Annotated in this window: 13 protein-coding genes and 1 other RNA gene; 4 read left to right on the forward strand and 10 right to left on the reverse strand. The window is 62.3% G+C overall.

Going from position 1 to position 17,161, the window contains the following annotated elements; genetic code table 11:
• The 6 genes from D4A92_RS19030 to D4A92_RS19055 form a co-directional block, all read right to left on the reverse strand.
• Positions 1–1,596: a Do family serine endopeptidase gene (locus tag D4A92_RS19030; protein WP_203016558.1), complete on the reverse strand. Its 1,596-nt coding sequence runs from the start codon at positions 1,594–1,596 to the stop codon at positions 1–3.
• Positions 1,597–1,706: 110 nt separating this feature from the next.
• Complete coding sequence (locus D4A92_RS19035) at positions 1,707–1,892, reverse strand: DUF2065 domain-containing protein (protein WP_203016560.1); 186 nt, start codon at positions 1,890–1,892, stop codon at positions 1,707–1,709.
• Between the two features lie 4 nt (positions 1,893–1,896).
• The gene (hflC, locus tag D4A92_RS19040; RefSeq protein ID WP_203016562.1) at positions 1,897–2,853 is read right to left on the reverse strand and encodes a protease modulator HflC; all 957 of its coding nucleotides are present in this window, start codon (positions 2,851–2,853) and stop codon (positions 1,897–1,899) included.
• A 1-nt stretch (position 2,854) separates the two neighbouring features.
• Positions 2,855–3,988, reverse strand: coding sequence for an FtsH protease activity modulator HflK (gene hflK, locus D4A92_RS19045; protein ID WP_203016563.1), 1,134 nt, complete (start codon positions 3,986–3,988; stop codon positions 2,855–2,857).
• A gap of 152 nt (positions 3,989–4,140) precedes the next feature.
• On the reverse strand, positions 4,141–4,662 hold the full coding sequence (locus tag D4A92_RS19050; protein WP_203016564.1) for a dihydrofolate reductase: 522 nt from the start codon (positions 4,660–4,662) through the stop codon (positions 4,141–4,143).
• Between the two features lie 22 nt (positions 4,663–4,684).
• Positions 4,685–5,479, reverse strand: a complete 795-nt coding sequence (locus tag D4A92_RS19055; protein ID WP_203016565.1) for a thymidylate synthase — start codon at positions 5,477–5,479, stop codon at positions 4,685–4,687.
• Between the two features lie 115 nt (positions 5,480–5,594).
• Here D4A92_RS19055 and ssrA point away from each other — a divergent pair.
• The 4 genes from ssrA to D4A92_RS19075 all read left to right on the forward strand — a co-directional run bounded on the left by ssrA (position 5,595) and on the right by D4A92_RS19075 (position 7,193).
• Positions 5,595–5,971: a transfer-messenger RNA gene (gene ssrA, locus D4A92_RS19060) on the forward strand.
• A 194-nt stretch (positions 5,972–6,165) separates the two neighbouring features.
• Positions 6,166–6,669, forward strand: coding sequence for an SspB family protein (locus tag D4A92_RS19065; RefSeq protein ID WP_006725985.1), 504 nt, complete (start codon positions 6,166–6,168; stop codon positions 6,667–6,669).
• 50 nt (positions 6,670–6,719) lie between these two features.
• Positions 6,720–6,908 (forward strand): DUF4169 family protein, encoded by a 189-nt coding sequence (locus D4A92_RS19070; RefSeq protein WP_203016566.1) that lies wholly within the window; start codon positions 6,720–6,722, stop codon positions 6,906–6,908.
• A gap of 63 nt (positions 6,909–6,971) precedes the next feature.
• Positions 6,972–7,193 carry a ribbon-helix-helix domain-containing protein gene (locus D4A92_RS19075; protein WP_203016567.1) on the forward strand — a complete coding sequence of 74 codons (222 nt, stop codon included), beginning with the start codon at positions 6,972–6,974 and terminating at the stop codon, positions 7,191–7,193.
• A 49-nt stretch (positions 7,194–7,242) separates the two neighbouring features.
• On the opposite strand, the gene D4A92_RS19080 is transcribed toward D4A92_RS19075, so the two are convergent.
• The 4 genes from D4A92_RS19080 to D4A92_RS19095 form a co-directional block, all read right to left on the reverse strand.
• Positions 7,243–10,974 (reverse strand): AsmA family protein, encoded by a 3,732-nt coding sequence (locus D4A92_RS19080; RefSeq protein WP_203016568.1) that lies wholly within the window; start codon positions 10,972–10,974, stop codon positions 7,243–7,245.
• A gap of 73 nt (positions 10,975–11,047) precedes the next feature.
• Positions 11,048–12,457 (reverse strand): FAD-binding oxidoreductase, encoded by a 1,410-nt coding sequence (locus D4A92_RS19085; RefSeq protein ID WP_203016570.1) that lies wholly within the window; start codon positions 12,455–12,457, stop codon positions 11,048–11,050.
• Positions 12,458–12,574: 117 nt separating this feature from the next.
• The gene (locus D4A92_RS19090; protein ID WP_203016572.1) at positions 12,575–15,724 is read right to left on the reverse strand and encodes an efflux RND transporter permease subunit; all 3,150 of its coding nucleotides are present in this window, start codon (positions 15,722–15,724) and stop codon (positions 12,575–12,577) included.
• Complete coding sequence (locus D4A92_RS19095) at positions 15,721–16,923, reverse strand: efflux RND transporter periplasmic adaptor subunit (protein WP_203016574.1); 1,203 nt, start codon at positions 16,921–16,923, stop codon at positions 15,721–15,723. Before D4A92_RS19095 ends, D4A92_RS19090 begins: the two co-directional genes overlap by 4 nt.
• Positions 16,924–17,161: the final 238 nt, after the last annotated feature.

Genomic DNA, 17,161 nt, shown 5'->3' on the forward strand with positions numbered 1-17,161 from the left:
CTATTCGAGTGGAACCGCCACGAGACGGAGATTGCCGTCCTTGTCGGCAATCATCAGATAGCCGCTGCGGCGTCCCTCACCCTTGATGTTGGTCAGCTTCTCGGCCACTTGCTGCGGTGTTCTCATGAACTCCTGCGCCACCTCGACGATCACCTCGCCGACCTGCAGCCCCCTGCCTTCAGCCTTGGAGCCGGGAAGCACGCGGGTGATCAGAACCCCTTCAACGCCCTCGGCAATCGAGAAGCTCACACGGTTCGCATCGGTAAGCGCGGTCAGCTCGACGCCGATGAGCCCTTCCGTCACGGGCGCGCTCTGTTCGGCTTGATCAGGCGTGGCCGGAGCCTCACCCTGCTCGTCTCCGTCAGGAGCCTCCTCGCCGGCAGGCGGCTCTGCAGGCCCCTGCTGATCGCCGTCGGGCGCCGTGCCCTCCTCGTCGGGCTCGACCGTGGTTTCTGGATCCGTCTCGTTGCTCGCGACCTCGTCATCATCAAGACGCCCAAGGGTCACCTTCACCGTCTGTTCCTGTCCGTCGCGCAGGATGACTACGTCGAGCGGTTCGCCGATCGGACTTTCGGCCACAATGCGGGTGAGGTCGCGGGTTTCGGAAATCGCACGTCCATTGAAGCGCATGATGATGTCGCCGACTTGGATCGGGCCATTGGCGACAGGGCCACCTTCGACAATACCGCTGATCAGAGCGCCACGGGCGCGGTCGATGTTCAGGCTCTGCGCCACCTCGTCGGAAACCGGCTGGATGCGAACGCCGAGCCAGCCACGACGCGTTTCGCCAAACTCGATCAACTGATTGACGATGTTCTCCGCCAGTTCCGTCGGCACGGCAAAACCGATGCCGATCGATCCGCCGCTCGGCGATATGATCGCCGTGTTGATCCCGATCACCTCGCCGCTCATGTTGAACAGCGGTCCACCGGAATTGCCCTTGTTGATCGCCGCATCCGTCTGGATGAAGTTGTCATAGGGGCCGGCATTGATGTTGCGGCCGCTGGCCGAGATAATTCCGACCGTCACCGAGCCGCCTAGGCCGAACGGATTGCCGATCGCCATGACCCAGTCGCCGATGCGCATCTTCGTCGAATCGCCGAATTTCACCGCCGTCAGCGGCTGTGGCGGCTCGACCTTGAGAACGGACAGATCGGTCTTCGTGTCAGTGCCGATCAGCGTCGCCTTCAGCTTCGAACCGTCGGAGAAAATGACCTCGATATCGTCGGCATTTTCGATCACGTGATTGTTGGTGACGATGAAGCCCGTCGGGTCGATCACAAAGCCGGAGCCAAGCGAGTTCACTTTGTTGCTCGTGCCCCCGCCTTCGCGGTTCCGGTAGAAGTCTTCGAACAACTCCTGGAAGGGCGAGCCCTCCGGAACCTGCGGACGCGGACCCTCGCCCTCTTCGGCGACGCTTTGAGACGTCGAGATATTGACGACGGCGCCGAGCAGGCCACTTGCGAGATCCGCAACTGATTCAGGCCCTTGCTGCGCCACCGCTGGAATGGGCGAGGCCACGGCACCGACGGTCACGGCCGTTCCCGTGAGAAGCGCCGACAGAATCATTCGCGACGCGCGGGCAGGTTTCATCATCGGCTTCCTCACTGGATTGTCTGGAGTCTTGGTGAACATAAGGCGGAATGGGCTGAGGGAAAATCACAATTGCCGGAATAGATCTAACCTCGACTTGCGACCACATCTTGTCAGCCGCGTATCCACCAAACGATTGCAATGCCCGTGGTGATCGCGGTGAGACCGAGGAGCCGCAGTTGATCCTCCGGGATCTCTGGCAGGAGCCGGGCCATGCGCACAAGAAAACGAGGGGCCAGCGCATAGGCCAGCCCCTCGATGATCAGAAATATGGCGATCCCTGCGAGCAGGTCGTCCATGATGTCAGTTGCCGGTAGGTGCCGGCGGTGGGGCCGGTTGCTGGGCGGCAGCAGGTGCAGGTGGCACCGTCGCCGAGTTGCCCGTACCGGCTCCGCTGTTGAAGAAGCGGAAGAAGTCACTGTCAGGCGACAGCACCATCGTCGTGCCCTGATTGCTCATCGAAGCAACATAGGCGCGCATCGAGCGGTAGAACTCGAAGAAGCCCGGATCACGCTGGAAGGCATCGGCGAAGATGCTGTTACGCTCTGCATCGCCTTCACCACGCAGGATTTCCGAATCGCGCTGCGCTCCGGCCTGCAACTCGACGACCTGACGGTCGGCGATCGCCCGGCGACGCTGGCTTTCTTCGTTACCCCGCGCACGGATCAGTTCAGCCTCCGCGAGACGCTCGGCCTTCATACGCTCGAAGGTCTGCTGCGAGACTTCCTGCGTCAGGTCGGTACGACGAATGCGGACGTCGGTGACCTGCAGGCCGAGGCTTTCAGCCGCTGCCTGGAGATCGTTGCGAACGTCGGACATCATCGAGCCACGCTCTTCGGAGAGCGCTGCATCGAAGTTGCGCAGACCGTAGACACGGCGGAGGGCTGCATCGAGACGGGTACGAAGACGCGATTCTGCGGCTACGCGGTCCGCCGAAACCGTTTCACGGAAACGGCGGGCATCGGTGATCCGATAGACCGCGAATGCATCGACTTCATAGAACGCACCGCCACGGACCTGAACACGAATGTCAGGCAGATCGAAACGCAGCGCGCGGTCTTCGACATATTGCACGCGATCGGCGTCGATGAAGGCGAAGGGCAGCTTGAAATAGAGGCCCGGCTCGTTCTTCACGTCCTGAATCTGACCGAAGCGCAGGACGATGGCCTGCTCTCGCTCGTTGACCACAAAAATAGAGGAATAGACGAAGAACAGCGCGACGCCGAGGGCGACGAGGAAATAGGAAAGACGGTTCTGCATGTCAGTTCCCCCCCGTCGTTGACTGGCCGGCGCCCTGGTTGCCCTGCTGACGCATGAGTTCGTTGAGCGGCAGGTACGGTACGACACCCTGCTGTTCGCCGATGATCACCTTGTTCGAATTGCGCAGAACGTTCTCCATGGTCTCCAGGTAGATGCGCTGACGGGTTACGTCGGGCGCCTTTACGTATTCGTCGTAGATCGAGATGAAGCGCTGCGCCTCACCCTCGGCTTCCTTGACGACCTGGTCCTTGTAGGCGGCTGCCTCTTCGCGGATCTGTGCTGCCTGGCCTCGTGCCTGACCGAGACGCTGGTTGGCGTACTGGTTGGCTTCTTCGACAAAGCGGTCTTCGTCCTGCTGGGCGCGCTGCACTTCTTCGAAGGCTTCGGCCACTTCGCGCGGCGGAGCCGCGTCTTCGATCGGAACCGCGTTGATCGCGATGCCGGCACCATAGGTGTCCATGGTGCCCTGGATGATGTCACGAACCTGGGTGGAGATCTGTTCGCGGTTGTCGCGGAAGACATCCTGGGCCGGACGACGACCGACAACTTCACGCATGGCGCTCTCGGACACCTGCTGGAGGGTCTGGGTCGGATCTTCGAGGTTGAAGAGATAGGACTGCGGGTCCGACACGGTGTAGAGCACCGAGAACTGGACGCTGACGATGTTCTGATCGCCGCTGAGCATCAGGCCGGCGCCAGGATTGTTCGAGGTCGGACGGCTGCCGATGTTCTGCTGCTGCTCGGTGACCTTGACGATCTCGACCGATTCGATCGGCCAGAGATGGAAATGCAGGCCCGGCATCGAGATTTCTTCCTTCGGCTTGCCGAAGCGCAGTTCAACGCCGCGCTCGTCCGGCTGAACCGTGTAGATGGCCTGCATCGCCCAGAAGGCGACCAGCACAATACCGACGATCACGAATGCACCGCCGTTGAACCCGCCGGGCACGACATTCTTCAGTCGATCCTGACCTCTGCGGATCAGATCCTCCAGATCCGGGGGCTGGTTGCCGCCGCCGCCACCGCCGTTTCCGCGTGGCCGGTTTGGCCCCTGCCCCCAGGGGCCCTGATTGTTACCGCCGCCGCCGCCGCCGCCCCAAGGACCGCCGCCGCCGCCGTTTTGATTGCTCCAGGGCATCAATACCTCTTTGCTGTAAAAGCTCCCAAGTCCCCCGCCCGCTGGCCGATTGACCAGCATGCATGAGGTTCCAAAGGGTTATAGGTATCGAAGCCCTTGCTTTCAACGCGAAGAGGCCAACTTCTTCTTCGGAAAGGGCAAATTTTGCGTTATCAGGCGGCCCTGCGACGGTATATCGCGTATCGTGTGGGGTAATTGTCCTTGTCGCCGGCCGGAACGCCAATTTCCTGGACGCATTCGAACGATGCGGGATCGATCATCGGAAACGAAGTATCCCCGTCCACAACTGTCTCGACATGGGTGACATGCAGGAGATCGGCAAACGCCAGTGCCTGGCGATAAATCTCGCCACCGCCCACGACGCACACCTCGTTCACACCGAGCTCGGCCGCAATCGCCCTGCCCCGTTCGAGAGCTTCGTCGAGACTCTTCACGGTTTCAACGCCGGACATGTCGAAGGTCTGACTGCGGCTGACAATGATATGTGGCCGACCAGGAAGCGGTTTCGACCCTACAGATTCGAAGGTCTTGCGCCCCATCACCAGCGGCTTGCCCATGCTGAGCGCCTTGAAGCGCTTCAGGTCGGTCGACAGCTTCCACGGCATGTCGCCGTCGCGGCCAATGATCCCGTTCCGCGACACGGCAACGATGATGACGGTCTTGATGTCAGCCATGCCGAACCCGTTCACCGCACCGTCAGACGGCAATCGGCGCCTTGATGCTTGCATCGGCCTCATAGCCGATCAGGGTGAAGTCGTCATACGCGAAGGAAAACAGATCCTTGACGTCGGGATTGAGCTTCATGACCGGCAACGCCTTCGGCGTGCGTGTCAGCTGAAGCTTCGCCTGATCGAAATGATTGGCATAGAGATGGGCGTCGCCCAGCGTATGGACAAAGTCTCCCGGCTCGAGACCGGTCACCTGCGCAATCATCAGGGTCAGCAGCGCGTAAGAGGCGATATTGAAGGGAACGCCGAGGAAGATATCGGCCGAGCGCTGGTAGAGCTGGCAGGATAGGCGGCCATCGGCCACGTAAAACTGGAAGAGGCAGTGGCAGGGCGGAAGTGCCATCTCGTCGACCAGCGCCGGGTTCCAGGCGGTGACGATGTGGCGTCGTGAGTTCGGGTTTGTCTTGATGCTCTCGACGAGCTTCGCCATCTGGTCGATCTGCCCGCCGTCATAATCCGGCCAGGAACGCCACTGCGCACCATAGACGGGACCAAGGTCGCCGTTTTCGTCGGCCCATTCGTCCCAGATGCTGACGCCGTTTTCCTTCAGGTAGCGGATATTCGTATCGCCCTTCAGGAACCAGAGCAGTTCGTGAATGATCGACTTCAGATGCAGTCGTTTCGTCGTGATGACAGGAAAGCCTTCCGCCAGATCGAAGCGCATCTGGTAACCGAACACGGAGCGGGTGCCGGTGCCCGTGCGGTCACCGCGATCGCTGCCGGTCTCCAGAACGTGGCGCAGAAGGTCGTGATACTGGTGCATGGGTCCATCATCGAGTCGTTGTCGGCGCCATCTTATCGCCGGCCGGGCCGCGAACCAATCGGCTTCATGGGTTTTCCCCGGTCCGCGCGGCATAATCCGCGATCCTGTCGGTTAGCCTCTTTTCATCGGGAAAGGAAACACCTATATCAGCCTTGCCGGGGCTTGCTCCGGCTATGGCAATAAACGGTCGGTGTAATAAACCTATTGGACCCGGGGGCGGTACCCGGCGCCTCCACCAAAAACCGGTCGGTAACGAAGACTATTCGGACCGGCTTTTGATGGGGGCGAAATAGGATCGACAAGGGCGTAAAGATCGAACTTTTGCTCGGCATGATACCGCCGTTATCGGGTCACAAGTGTAGTTGCAAACGACAACAACGCTAAGGGTTACGCTCTCGCTGCCTAATGGCGGTGCGGGAAACCCGCTCTAAGTCCTTAGGGTTAGCCCCTTAAGGCGGGGTCCGAAGGCACCTGGCAACAGAAGCCTTCACCTACCTCCTCCTCCCAATTGACCCTCAGTCTTCACTCCCTGTCTTCCGCATGACTTTGCTTCGGATTTCGCTGCTACCAGCAGGCCGAGATTTGATGTACATTGCGCGAACCAGTTTCACGCGTCGGGGCTTTTCCGCGCCGCCGCGTCGTGGCATAAGCCGCTGAAATCGGCATGATAACGAAAGCAGGATCTGATGGGGCACGACCATATTCGCTACGACATTCTGGCCCAGGACGCCCTCCGTGGCGTCATCCGTAAGGTCTTGGCCGAGGTTGCCGCGACGGGGCGCCTGCCGGGTGACCATCATTTCTTCATCACCTTCCTGACCGGTGCGCCAGGCGTTCGCATTTCCCAGCATCTCAAGGCGAAATATGCCGAGCAGATGACCATCGTCGTCCAGCATCAGTTCTGGGACCTGAAGGTCACCGACAGCCTCTTTGAGATCGGCCTCTCCTTCTCCGACACGCCGGAAAAGCTCGTGGTGCCCTTCAACGCCATCCGCGGCTTCTACGACCCCTCGGTGAACTTCGAACTCGAATTCGACGTACCGCTGGCCGACGAGGAAGAAGGCGAAGCCGAGATCACCGCCTATCCGCTGGAGGCCGTCGCCAAGACGGAAGAAGCGGAAGCCGGCAAGACGGAAGAGAAGAAGGAAGGCTCCGTCGTTTCGCTCGACGCCTTCCGCAAGAAGCAGTGACATGACGAACGGCCGGGCCCCTGCCCGGCCTTTTCCGTGGAGTTGAGACCATGGCCGACATCGTCAATCTCCGTCAGTTCCGCAAGGCAAAAGCCCGGGACGAGCGGGAGACCGTGGCCGAACAGAACCGCATCAGCCATGGCAGAACCAAAGCGGAAAAAACGCTGACCAAAGCACGCAACGAAAAGGCGGCCCGGCAGCACGAACAGGGGCGGATCGAGAAGCCCGAGCAGGATTGATCCGAAAAGGTGTCTGGGCGCATCGGCACAGCCATACCTCGAACATTCAAGACGGTGACCGCCATGATCCGCAAGCGCTCGATCACCCTCCACGGACACCGCACCAGTTTTTCGGTCGAAGACGCCTTCCTCGACGAGTTGAAAACCATCGCCAGGAAACGCGGTTTGAGCTTTGCAGCCCTGATCGCCGAAATCGACGAGAGCCGTGCGCTCGACTCGAACCTATCCTCTGCACTTCGCCTGTTCGTCTTGCGCGAACTCAAGCAGGCGGCTGCCTCGATGTAAGACAAGGTCTTGGACAGAACGGCAGAGGCGAACGTCCAACGCAGTTTCCTCAGTTGACCCCAGGCAGTCCCTCGAACCGCATCTCGGGCAAGGGCTGACGGATCACGCGTTCTTCCGGTGCCACTGGAAGAACGGGCGCGACGGGCACCGTTTCGGTCGTCAGGGGCTCCACCGATGTGGCTGGTGGCACCTCCGGTTGAGCATCCAAGGGTTCGGCCTCTTGTGCCGCCCGGGCTTCAGCTTCAGCCTTGAGCCGCGCCTCCTCTTCCAGCCGCAGACGTTCGGCTTCTGCCCGCACCCGCTCTTCGGCACGCGACCGCGCAAGCGCCGCCTCCCGTCTCAGCCTCTGCTTTTCGAGAACGCTTGCTTGCAGCGCCTCGACCCTCCGCCGCTCGGTTTCGAAGGCTCGCAGAGAGGCGAAGTTCGTGAGTTCCGTAACGTCAAGTGACTGACTGGGCGAAAGGGCATCACCTCGGAAGAGGAGCCGGAAATTAGGCTCTCCCCCGTCCATGGCGGCCTCTCCGGCGTTCAGGGCCACACCGATTTCACCCTCGAGCACGGCGGCGCGCAGATCGAGCCGGAGCGCACCGTCGATCTTGGCCGCATCCGTCTGGTGGCTCGCCGCCTGAATGCGCAGCGTCCCGTCCGACAAGGCAAAGGGCAGGATCAACCCCGTCAGTTCCGTTCGACCATTCCCGACCAGCCGCTCGGTGATATCCCGAACCTTGTCCTCACTGATCTCCGTCCCCAGGGCGTCCACCTCGGCAGTCAGTGCCGGCATGATATCGAGATGCAAGCGGTCGAGCGTGAGGCTGCGGAACCGCGCCTCGCCAGAGCCACTGGCCGTGCCGATCAACTCGGCCGGCGTCTTGCCGGCGCCTTCGGCAACCAAAGTCACATCCATGCGTCCGGCGGGTGTTTCGGTCTCCGTCATTCCACGGCCGAGACGCAGCGCATTGATCGTCCTCAGCAGATCGCCATCCTCGAGATCGAGGCGGGCTTGCAGAAAGCCGTTTCCGTCGGTGTTGGCCACCGAGAACCGACCCTTCGCCTTGCCGCCCAGCCAGTCGCCTGCGATGTCATCGAAGCTAAGTTCGCCGGCCCTGTTCCGCAGCCTTCCGGACACATCCGTCATGGCCTCTGCCGCACCGGGCCAGAATTGCTTGACGGTCAGGCCAAGATCGAGATCGAAGGGCAAGCTGGCGGCGCCGAGAGCCGCATCCGACAACGCGCCATCAACCGGATCCGTGAGCGGGCCGACGATGGTCGCCGCCAGCCACTCGAGATCGAGTTCATCGAGGCTCAAAGTACCGGCTAATGAGGGAACGGATCCCGTCAGGGTCACCTGCCCCTCAGCCTCGACCTGTTGTCCACCGATCGTCCCAGTCATGCGTTCGATCGCAAGCTGACCGTCGCCAAGCGAGAATCGGGTCTCCCCCTTTACCGGAAGACCGGCCGCCGCATCGGGTAGGCTGAGACCCAACGTCATCAGATAGGGACCAATGTCCTGGCTGTCGAGCGAGACATCCCACCCGCCATCCAGCATGCCGGGCGTGTCGAAAGCCGTCAGCTGCGCCGTCGCATTGAGCGTGGTCGCAGGCCCCGCAAAGCGCACCATGGCGTCGGCATTTCCCTCGCCCGCGGCGTTCACCGTCAAGGTCAGAACGCCACCGTCGCCGGTTGTCCATGGCAGGGGATCAAAACCGACCTGTCCGAGAAGAACCTGCGCCTCCTCGTTCTCCAGTCGGATGTCGACGCTACGTTTGCCGCCCGCGAGGAACGCGGAGATTGCGTCAGCCTCGGCCGTCACGGCAAGCGCAGTCTGGTCGACGCGACCGGTCAGTCCAAGCGTCACGGCACCCGCCTCCGTCACCTGCAGCCGACCCTTGATGTCAGTCTGCGGATACCACTGCGCACTCCGGGCCAACCGGTCGATGAGAGAGCTGGCGGGCAGCCGCTCCCTGAGGAGCGCAAGGAACGGACCTGGATCCTCAGAGACGAACCCGATCTCCGCCTCACCCGCCGGCGTGGCCAGCGTATCCCGAAGGGTGCCGGTAACCCGGATTGCGCTGCCAGCGACACTGCCGAGGTTGAACCTCTCGATCGAAAGCTGCCCAGCCTCGTATGTGGCAATCGCCTCGACGTCCTCGGCGGTCACACCGAAGGCCCGCAGCGCACCCACCTTCAGACGGGTCGCAACCCGTTCGGCAAGCAGCCGCTGTTCGGCGTCCTCGCCGACGACCAAAGCGGCGATCGCCCGTGCGGCATCGAGATCGAGACCGTCTCCGCTCAGATCGATGGAGAGGCTCGCCGCTTGACCGATCGGCGATTCCCGCTCGATCCGTCCCTTTAGTGGCTCCGCGCCGATCGCAAGCTCCAGATTTTCGAAGCGCTGCAATTCGGGGGCAAGGTTGACCGAGGCTGAGAAACCGGCCGAGGAAAGGCCACGGATCGCCGGGTCGACGCGCCCTGCAATCCAGGTGGCGAGGCCCGAAGGCTGGGTCGACGCAATCAGGACATTGCCCTGGAAGGAGGGCGTGCCCACGAGCACCAGGCGGCCACTTGCCTCGACCTGTGTGCGGCCCGGCAAGAGGCCGACGGCCTTTTCAACGGTCCAGCCGTTGCCCGCGGGGCGCACATCGAGTTGCAGGTCGCGAAACACGGTATCGCCCGCCACGATCGCCGGCAGGCGCAGTGTCGCCCGTCCGGGAACCTTGGGGATCGGGATTTCGGCAGCGGTCGCGAGCAGGAGCGCAAGGCGCTGCTGGACGGACACGGTACCGTTGCGGGAGGTCTTTGCCCGGCTGCCATCGACGGCCAGCCTATTGACGTCGACCTGCTGGCCCTCGGCGGTTAGCAGGAACTCCGGATTTGCACCGGTGTCGAGCTTGCCTTCGCCCGAAATCACGTAAGGATCGACGGCATCGCCGAGTTCGAGGCGATAGCTCGGAACCGTGATGCTGTCATTTGCGAGTTTGAACTCGCCGCGCATCCGAGGCGCTGGCACCGGCGTCTGCCCAGCTTCCAGAGCCTCGGCCGGTCTCGCGATCTTCCAGGTGGACGAGAAGCTGCCGGCGTATTGCGGCTTGCCCTCTTCCAGCGCCAGTTCTCCTTCGAGCATCAGGTCGAAGGGACGCGCTTCCGGATCGATCCGCAAGCGAAGCGGAAGCGAAACGCTCGAAAATTCCGAGGTGGTCAGGCCGAACTGCCCGGCCTCTCCGTCGAGCACCGCCCTGCCCTGGACCGACCAGGGCCCCGCAAGCGTGCGTGCAGACAGAGCAGCGTCGAGCTCGGTGAGCACGCGATTGCGTCCCGACTGCTCGTCGATGAACTCGACCGTGCCGCCGGTAACGGAGACCTTTTCCAGAACGACGGTGCGCGCCGGGATGCTCGGTCTGCTGCCGCGCAACCAGTCCAGCGTCCCGTCGGGCAGAAGCCGGATGCGTGCCTTCGGCTCCTCGATGCGCATGTCGAAGATGCGCGCCTCGCCGGACAGGAAGGGCGCAAGTTCCGCATCGAGCGAGAAGCGGGCGACCCGGACCAGCGGCGTGCCGTCCACATCGGTCCCGACGGTCACATCCTCCATGGTGACGGACGGAAACGGTAGGAGCCGTGCCGAAACCTCACCATTGACCACGACCTTCTTGCCGAGCAACTGGCTCGCCTGATCCTCGAAGTCGCGGCGGAAATTGGTCCAGTCGACAAACAAGGGGGCGAGCAGCGCTGCAAAGAGCGCAACCACCAGAAGGCCGCCAAACGTTACCAGTATGCGTCCGAGCACCGAATGCCACTCCCTTGATTACGGCCCGAAGGTAACGCAATTCACCGCAGGGGCAACCCGCAAGCTCTTGCAGTCACAGGCGAAAGATCTTGCCGGGATTGAAAATATTGTCTGGATCGAGCCCTGCCTTGATCGCACGCATGGCAGGCAGCGCCGATCCCAGTTCCTGCTCGAGATAGCTGATCTTGCCCTGTCCGATACCATGCTCTCCGGTGCAGGTGCCTTCCATGGCAAGCGCCCGCCCGTTCAGCCGCTCCAGGAAGGCTTCAGCCTTCTCGACATCAGCGGCGTCCTTGTCGTTGAACAGCAGCAGGACATGAAAATTGCCGTCACCGGCATGGCCGACAATCGGCGCCAGGAAGCCGTGTTCGCGAATATCCGCCTGCGTCGCGGCCACGCATTCGGCGAGACGCGAAATCGGCACGCAGACATCCGTCGACAGGGCCGAAAGTTCCGGCGCCAGCGCCCGGCTTGCCCAATAGGCGTTGTGGCGCGCTTTCCAGAGCTGGTTCCGCTCTTCCGCGTTGGCGGTATAGGCAAATTCTCCACCGCCGAACTCAGCCGCGATCTCGCCGAACTGTTCTGCCTGAAGCGCCACCGTCTCTTCCGTCCCATGGAACTCGATGAACAAGGTCGGACGCTCGGCATAGGAAAGCTTGGAATAAGCGTTGCAGGCGCGGATCTGCATCTCGTCCAGGAGTTCGATGCGCGCCACCGGGATCCCCAACTGGATCGTCATGATGACCGCATTGCAGGCGTCTTCGAGCGTCGGGAAAGCTACGACGCCGCCGCTGATCTTCGCCGGAATGCCTTGCAGCCTGAGCGTGATCGAGGTGATGACCCCGAGCGTCCCTTCCGAACCGACGAAGAGCCGCGTCAGATCATAGCCAGCCGAGGACTTGCGGGCCCGCTGCGCAGTGCGGATCTCCTCGCCATCGGCCGTCACCACCGTCAGCGCCAGCACATTGTCCTTCATCGTGCCATACCGCACTGCATTGGTACCGGACGCGCGCGTCGCGGTCATGCCGCCGAGCGACGCATTCGCGCCCGGATCGATGGGGAAGAACAGACCGGTGTCGCGCAGATAGGTGTTGAGGTCCTCGCGCGTCACGCCCGGCTCGACCGTGCAGTCCAGATCCTCGGCATTGACCGAGAGGATCCGGTTCATACGGCTGAAATCGATCGATATGCCGCCGCAAGGTGCGTTCACCTGCCCCTCCAGCGAGGAGCCTGTGCCGAAAGGCACGACCGGCACGCGATGCGTGGCGCAAATCCGCACGACCTCTCGAACATCCTCGCTGCTTTCGGCGAAGACGACCCCATCCGGTCGCTGTGAAGGCAGATAGGTGGTGGTGTGGCTGTGCTGGTCGCGGAACGACTGACCTGTCTGGAAGCGCTCTCCGAAACGCTGCTTGAGGAGCGGCAAGGCAAGAGCGATGCCTTCTTCATTGCGTTTGCCGTCGATCACATCCTTGCGGGCCATCCGCGACCTCCCGAATAATAGCCATGGGACGCACCGGGAAAATGGTGCGTCCCTGCTATGGGATAGGGCTCAGAGATTGTCCAGTCGTCAGACAGCCGCAGAGGCGAGCTCTTCCTGTTACTCGGCCGCAACCCTCGGCGGCGCGCCACGATCATTGGCGATCTTCAGCGTGGCATCCTCGAGTTCCGTCTTCAGGCGCGCCTCTTCCTGGGCATGCGGCTTGGAGAAGCGGGCAAGCAGGAGATAGGCGACCGGCGTGACGTAAAGCGTCACCAGGGTGGCAAAGCCGAGACCGCCGACGATCACCCAGCCGAGCGCGATGCGCGCTTCCGCGCCGGCACCTTGCGCCAGCACCAGCGGAACGCCACCGAAAACGGTCGCGATCATCGTCATCATGACGGGACGAAGTCGGATGGTGCAGGCCGTTTCGATCGCCTCGCGAACGGAAAGCCCGCGATCACGCAACTGGTTGGCAAATTCGACGATCAGAATGCCGTTCTTCGCCATAACACCCACAAGCAGAACGAGGCCGATCTGACTGTAGATGTTGAGCGTCGATCCGGTAACGACGAGCGCGAAGACGGCACAGGCAAGACCGAGCGGCACCGTCGCCATGATGATCAGCGAGGAGACCACGCTTTCGAACTGCGCAGCGAGCACCAGGAAGATGATCGCAACCGCGAAGCCGAAGGTCAGCGCCATGCCATAGCTGTTCTCTTCCAGCGTCGCCGCTTCGGCGAGCGGGATCAGGCGCGAACCCGGCGGCAGAAGCGGCTGTGCCAACTGCGTCGCAACTTCGACCGCATCCCCGAGCGCCACGCCATCGGCAAGGCCTGCCGAGAAGGACACAGACGCGAGCTGCTGTTCGCGGTTGAGGGTTGGCGATACGGCCTTCTCTTCCAGCGAAGCGATCGACGACATCGGCACCACCCGGCCATCGGATGTGGTCAGGAAGATGTTTTCGAGGTCCGTCGGATCGTTGATCGGCTGCGTGCTGGAGACCAGCCGCACCGGGATCGAATTGCCGTCAACGAAGACGTCCGTGACCGATCGACCTTCGAGAAGCGCCTGCAGCGAGGTTCCGATCGCACCGATATCGATGCCGAGGTCCGACGCCCGTTCACGATCGATGGTGACAGATATCTGCGCCTGTGTCGGCTCGTTGTCGATTCGCGGCGTCTGGAATTCCGGTCGGTCGCGCATCTGCTCGACCACCGATAGCACAGCTTCGGTCAGGTTCTCATGGCTCGATCCGACCATGGCCATCTGCAGCCCGCTGCCGGCGCCGCGGATCCGCAAGCTGTTCGATTGGAAGACATTACCGCGGAGCGCTGGCACTTTGGCCGTCGCCGCATTGATGTCCTGGGCGATCTGGTCCTGTGTGCGGCTGCGCTCAGACCAAGGCGCGAGCGTCATCACCATGAAGGCGCTGTTCGAAGAGCCCTGTCCAGAAATCGAGAAGACGTTCTGGATTTCCCCGCTATCGCGCAACGGCTGCAGATATTCTTCGACCCGCTGGAGCTGATCACGCGTGTAGGCCAGGCTCGAGCCCTGCGGCGTCGTCAACCGCATCATGACCATCGAGCGATCCTCGCGCGGCGTGATTTCACTGCGGATACCGGTGAAGGAAAGATAGGCCGCGCCTGAGAACACCACTGCGACAATGATGACGATGAGCGGATTGCCGAGGCAGGCCCGAAGCGTGCGCCCATAGAAGCTGGCGAAGCGGCGCCCCACTGAGCCCAGAACGCCATGATCCTCCTCTGCCTCGCGCGACAACATGCGCGACGCCATCATCGGGCAGAGCGTCAGCGCCGTGGCGGACGACAAAAGCACGGCAAAGGCCAGCACGAAGCCGAATTCGCGGAAGAGCCCACCGAGCTGCCCCGGCAGGAAGGACAGCGGAACGAAGACGGCGGCAAGGGTCGCCGTCGTCGCGAGAACGGCAAAGAAAACCTCTTGCGCACCGAGCACCGCCGCAGCGCGAGGACCCAAGCCCTCCCCACGACGGCGCACGATGTTCTCGAGCACGACGATCGCGTCATCGACGACGAGACCCGTGGCGAGAACAATCGCGAGCAGCGTGAGGATGTTGATCGAGAATCCGACGAGATAGATCGCGGCCAGGGTGCCGATCAAGGCAACGGGCATCGTCAGCGCGGGGATCAGCGTTGCGCGCCAGTCTCGCAGGAAAAGAAACAGGACGACCAGCACGATTGCCGCAGACAGGCCAAGGGCGATCTGAACTTCGTGCAACGCCCCTTGGATGAACACCGCGTCGTCACTGGTAACAATGACGCGGGTTCCCTCGGGAAGAGCGTCCTGCATCCCCTCGACTGCCGCATGAACGCCGGCCGAGATGTTGAGCGTATTGGACTGCGCCTGGCGAACGACACCAAGCCCGACGCCTGGCACCCCGTTGGAGCGCAGCGATGTCGAGCCGTCATCGGGGCCGAGCGTCACGGTGGCCACATCGCGCAAGCGGACGCGTTCGCCGATCAAGACGTTTTCGAAGTCCTCGACCGTGGTGAGGTTTGCGGTGGCACGGACGACGATGTCCTGCGTCTGCGATTCAAGCGAACCTGCCGGCACGTCGAGCGAAGCGTTCTGCAGACTGGAAGCCAGATCGGCGACGCTCAAGCCACGGCTGGCGAGTGCCGCCTGGTTGACGTCAACGCGGAAGACCTTTTCCTGGTCGCCATAGATCTGGACGTCGGCCACGCCATCGACAGCGGCCAGCCGGTCGGAGATCTCGTTTTCGACCAGAAGCGTCAGGTCTTCCATGGAAAGCGTGCTGGATGTCACGCCGAGACGCATGATCGGCTGGGAGTCCGCATCCGCCTTGACGATACGCGGCTCGTCGACATCGTCGGGAAGCTGGTTCCGGATTCGACCGAGGGCGTCACGCACGTCATTGGCAGCAACGGCGAGGTCGGCATTGTCGCTGAATTCGAGCGTCGTGCGGCTCTGGCCAAACGAGGATCGCGACGACATGGACTTCAGTCCGCTCACCCGGGCGACGGCGCCCTCAATGGTTCGCGTGACTTCCTGGTCCATGGTCTGCGCAGAGGCACCGTCATAATTGGTGCTGACGGTGATGACTGGCTGGTCCACATCGGGCAGTTCGCGGATTTCGATGCCGGCAAGCGCCGCAAGGCCAGCCACGACCAGCAGCGTGTTCAACACCGCTGCCAGCACCGGGCGGCGAATGAAAAGAGCGGTAAAGCTGCGTCCGGATTGTTCGGAACCGTTCCCCGTAGAACTCATCGCGCGCCGACCTCCTCAGAACCATCCTGCGGTGCCCCGGCGACTTCGACGGTCCCGCCTTCTCGCACCCGCTGCAGTCCTTCAACGGCAACCACATCGCCTTCCTTGAGCGACGCGTCCACCAGGATCTGATCCGAGTTGCGCTGCACAATGGTGACCCGCGTCTTCACGGATTTGTTATCAACGATCTGCCAGACGAAGGAGCCCTCGCCATCCCACTGGACGGCAAGCGGATTGACCGCTGCATATTGATCGCCGGGGAAGCGCATAACGACGTTGAACGACATGCCGGCACGCAATACGTCGTCCGGATTGTCGATTTTCGCGCGGATGCGGATGGTCCGGCTGGCCTGATCGACGCGGCTGTCCACCGCCTCGACGCTCCCCTGAAACACCTGCCCCGGACGGGAAACGGACCGGGCTTCCACGGGCATGCCGGGCGTTACGGCAGCGGCAAAACGCTCGGGCGCCCAGAAATCGACCAGAAGCTGGCTGCGGTTGTCGAGCGATACGATGGGGGTCGAATTGGTGACATTGTCGCCGACGCTCACGCCGACGATCCCGATGATACCGTCAATGGGCGCGATGATGTCGCGGCGTTTCAGATTGAGCTCGGCGGTCGTCAATTGCAGTTGCGCCTGCTCCTCCGCAATCTGCGCGTCGAGGACGTCGAGACGGGAGAAGCTCTGGAGATTGCGGTATGACTCGGCTTTCTCTTTCGCACTGCGAAGCGCAACGGCAGCCTGATCGCGCAGGATGACCTGCTCCTCGCGATCGAGCCGGGCGATAACGTCGCCTTTGCTGACCTTCTGGCCGGAGGACACGAGGATCTCGTCGAGCATGCCCGACGTCTGAGGCATGACGGTGACGGCCTCAACAGCCTCACCGTCGCCGATGGCGCTCAGCCGGTCATTGACAACACCGATCGCGACGGCCTGGGTTGCCACAAGAATGGCCTGGTTGCCGCCGCCGCGCCGATTGCCCTGCCCCTGGCCCTGGGCTCCACCTTGGCCCCCTGACTGGACCCGCTGACCGCCCTGCCCCTCGGCTTCCGGGGTCGCGGCGATCACGCCTACGACAGACTGGGGCACGCCCATGGAGACGAGCGCCTGGCCGGCACCGGGCGAAAAATAGACCCACGAACAGAGGCCGATGAACAAGAGGGCAATACTGATGGCGAGTTGCTTCCAAAGCGGCATGCAAGGCTCCGAAATGTCGAACTGGATGATGTCGGTTAAGTATCGGGCGCAAACCCTCGGTGGCAATGCCAGAACGTCAAGCTTACTGATTTGTAATCTCGCGTCTTTTCACGCCGCCGTGATCCCGCACCTACTGCATGCCGGTCAAAGCTGTCCTTCGGATAGCCTAACATATCCGGCGGCCGAAGCCTCCCGAATTCCGTGCGCAACAAGGCGGTAGGAATAAAACCAGAACGCC

Origin of the sequence: Rhizobium rosettiformans, assembly GCF_016806065.1 — a bacterium.
Lineage (GTDB): Bacteria > Pseudomonadota > Alphaproteobacteria > Rhizobiales > Rhizobiaceae > Allorhizobium.

What these genes read in the sequence shown, in the direction of transcription:
- D4A92_RS19030 (WP_203016558.1), bottom strand. Translation starts at nt 1,596, where the DNA reads ATGATGAAACCTGCCCGCGCGTCGCGAATGATTCTGTCGGCGCTTCTC.
- D4A92_RS19035 (WP_203016560.1), bottom strand. Translation starts at nt 1,892, where the DNA reads ATGGACGACCTGCTCGCAGGGATCGCCATATTTCTGATCATCGAGGGG.
- hflC (WP_203016562.1), bottom strand. Translation starts at nt 2,853, where the DNA reads ATGCAGAACCGTCTTTCCTATTTCCTCGTCGCCCTCGGCGTCGCGCTG.
- hflK (WP_203016563.1), bottom strand. Translation starts at nt 3,988, where the DNA reads ATGCCCTGGAGCAATCAAAACGGCGGCGGCGGCGGTCCTTGGGGCGGC.
- D4A92_RS19050 (WP_203016564.1), bottom strand. Translation starts at nt 4,662, where the DNA reads ATGGCTGACATCAAGACCGTCATCATCGTTGCCGTGTCGCGGAACGGG.
- D4A92_RS19055 (WP_203016565.1), bottom strand. Translation starts at nt 5,479, where the DNA reads ATGCACCAGTATCACGACCTTCTGCGCCACGTTCTGGAGACCGGCAGC.
- D4A92_RS19065 (WP_006725985.1), top strand. Translation starts at nt 6,166, where the DNA reads ATGGGGCACGACCATATTCGCTACGACATTCTGGCCCAGGACGCCCTC.
- D4A92_RS19070 (WP_203016566.1), top strand. Translation starts at nt 6,720, where the DNA reads ATGGCCGACATCGTCAATCTCCGTCAGTTCCGCAAGGCAAAAGCCCGG.
- D4A92_RS19075 (WP_203016567.1), top strand. Translation starts at nt 6,972, where the DNA reads ATGATCCGCAAGCGCTCGATCACCCTCCACGGACACCGCACCAGTTTT.
- D4A92_RS19085 (WP_203016570.1), bottom strand. Translation starts at nt 12,457, where the DNA reads ATGGCCCGCAAGGATGTGATCGACGGCAAACGCAATGAAGAAGGCATC.
- D4A92_RS19090 (WP_203016572.1), bottom strand. Translation starts at nt 15,724, where the DNA reads ATGAGTTCTACGGGGAACGGTTCCGAACAATCCGGACGCAGCTTTACC.
- D4A92_RS19095 (WP_203016574.1), bottom strand. Translation starts at nt 16,923, where the DNA reads ATGCCGCTTTGGAAGCAACTCGCCATCAGTATTGCCCTCTTGTTCATC.